This window comes from Acinetobacter sp. YH16038 (assembly GCF_013417275.1).
GTDB lineage: Bacteria > Pseudomonadota > Gammaproteobacteria > Pseudomonadales > Moraxellaceae > Acinetobacter.
This window is the reverse complement of record NZ_VPEG01000140.1, coordinates 1-1,602: the sequence shown is the minus strand read 5'-3', so window position 1 is coordinate 1,602 and position 1,602 is coordinate 1. Positions and strand designations below refer to the sequence as shown.

Here is a 1,602-nt window from a genome sequence, read left to right as displayed (position 1 = left end):
AATAATTATGAGACGTTCACGCTTCTGGGGGGTTTTATAGAACAAAGCTTTATAGATGTCTTTTTCAATAATCTCATAGCCTAGTTCTTCTAGAATTGAAATGATGGTTGTGAGGGTTTTTCCATTATCATTCTCAGCTAATCCTTTTACATTTTCTGCTAAGAAAACTTTAGGTTGAATTTCTTTGATAGCTCTAGCCATCTCAAAAACTAAAGTTCCTCGGATATCTTCAAAACCTAACTGTTTACCAGCATACGAAAAAGGTTGGCATGGGAATCCTCCTGTTAATAAGTCAACTTTTCCTTGTAAATGACGAAAATCAACATTAGCAATATCATCTTCAATTACGTTCCATTCAGGTCTATTAAATCGTAAAGTCTGACATGCAAATTTATCTTTCTCATTTAATAAAATTGATTTGAAGCCAGCTTTTTCTAAACCTAAAGCTAATCCGCCTGCTCCTGCAAATAACTCGACAAGAGAAAACTCTCTAATTGGAGTTGTTTTTTCTTGTTCTTGCCATGAGCTATTAAACATTGCAGAGAATTCGGGAAATTGAATTAACTGTTCTTTTTTATATGGTTTTTTGTGGGTTGCAGGATCTAGAATCGGAACAAGTTTTCCATTCTTCGCCCATGATTCAATATTCCTTTTAGAAACTGATAAGGCATCAGCAATTGTTTCTGCCGAGAAGCAATCATCAAAGGAAGTAAGTATGTTCATAGGTGCGTTAAGGTTATTACAGAACAAGTCATAAGTTTAACTCGGAAGGAGAGCCAGGTCCACAATTATTTTAGGAGTTTTAATAGTGTCAACGTTTGATAAAGATAAGGTCAAGGAAGTTTTAAGACCTTTAGTAAAATCAGCTTATGAATCTCAAGATTCTGCTGAACAAGATATGTATAGAAATACTATTGATGTTTTTGCCGCTACGATTGAAACAACTATCAAAGATATCTCTATGGAAGAGTGGATGGTGCAGGAAAAACAACGCCAAGTACAAAAAACTCTCCAAAATCAGATAGGAGAGTTGCATCAGGCTGTTCTCGGAACTTTAGATGGAGTACAAAATTTAAAAACAGGAAGCCTTATTGATTTAGATGGAACCGCTAAGGGATTTATCGCTGAGGTAAAAAATAAACATAATACGACTAAGGGTAATCATAAAAAGTCTATCTATGATGATCTTCAAAGTAAGTTACCCGAGGATGAAAGTGTCGTAGCATACTATGTTGAAATTCTTCCAAAAAACGGTAAAAGTTATGATGAAACTTTTACTCCATCTGATAATGTATCCAAAAAGAATAGAGAAGAAAATGAGCGAATTCGTCGAATTGATGGACAAACCTTTTATGAAAAAGTTACAGGGAATAAAGACGCATTAAAGGAACTCTATCAATTACTTCCAGTTGTAACAGCTGAAATTCTAGAAGAAGAATATGAAGAAAAAAGAGATTCTAATAAGTATTTAAATGATAAGGAATTTTCACGTATATACGGTAAAAAATGATTATGCATCTTTTCTAAAATTAACATAATACGAATTATGCGAATCAAATTTTTGGTAATAAAAAACCCCGACATCCTGTCGGGGTTTTTCGT

General features: G+C 33.7%; 2 protein-coding genes. One reads left to right on the top strand and one right to left on the bottom strand.

What is annotated here, in order from left to right:
• On the bottom strand, positions 1-723 hold a 723-nt coding region (locus FTV34_RS17350; RefSeq protein ID WP_180070902.1), incomplete at its 3' end, for a DNA cytosine methyltransferase.
• Positions 724-808: 85 nt separating this feature from the next.
• Here FTV34_RS17350 and FTV34_RS17345 point away from each other — a divergent pair.
• Positions 809-1,510, top strand: a complete 702-nt coding sequence (locus FTV34_RS17345) for an Eco47II family restriction endonuclease (protein ID WP_180070900.1) — start codon at positions 809-811, stop codon at positions 1,508-1,510.
• Positions 1,511-1,602 lie beyond the last annotated feature (92 nt).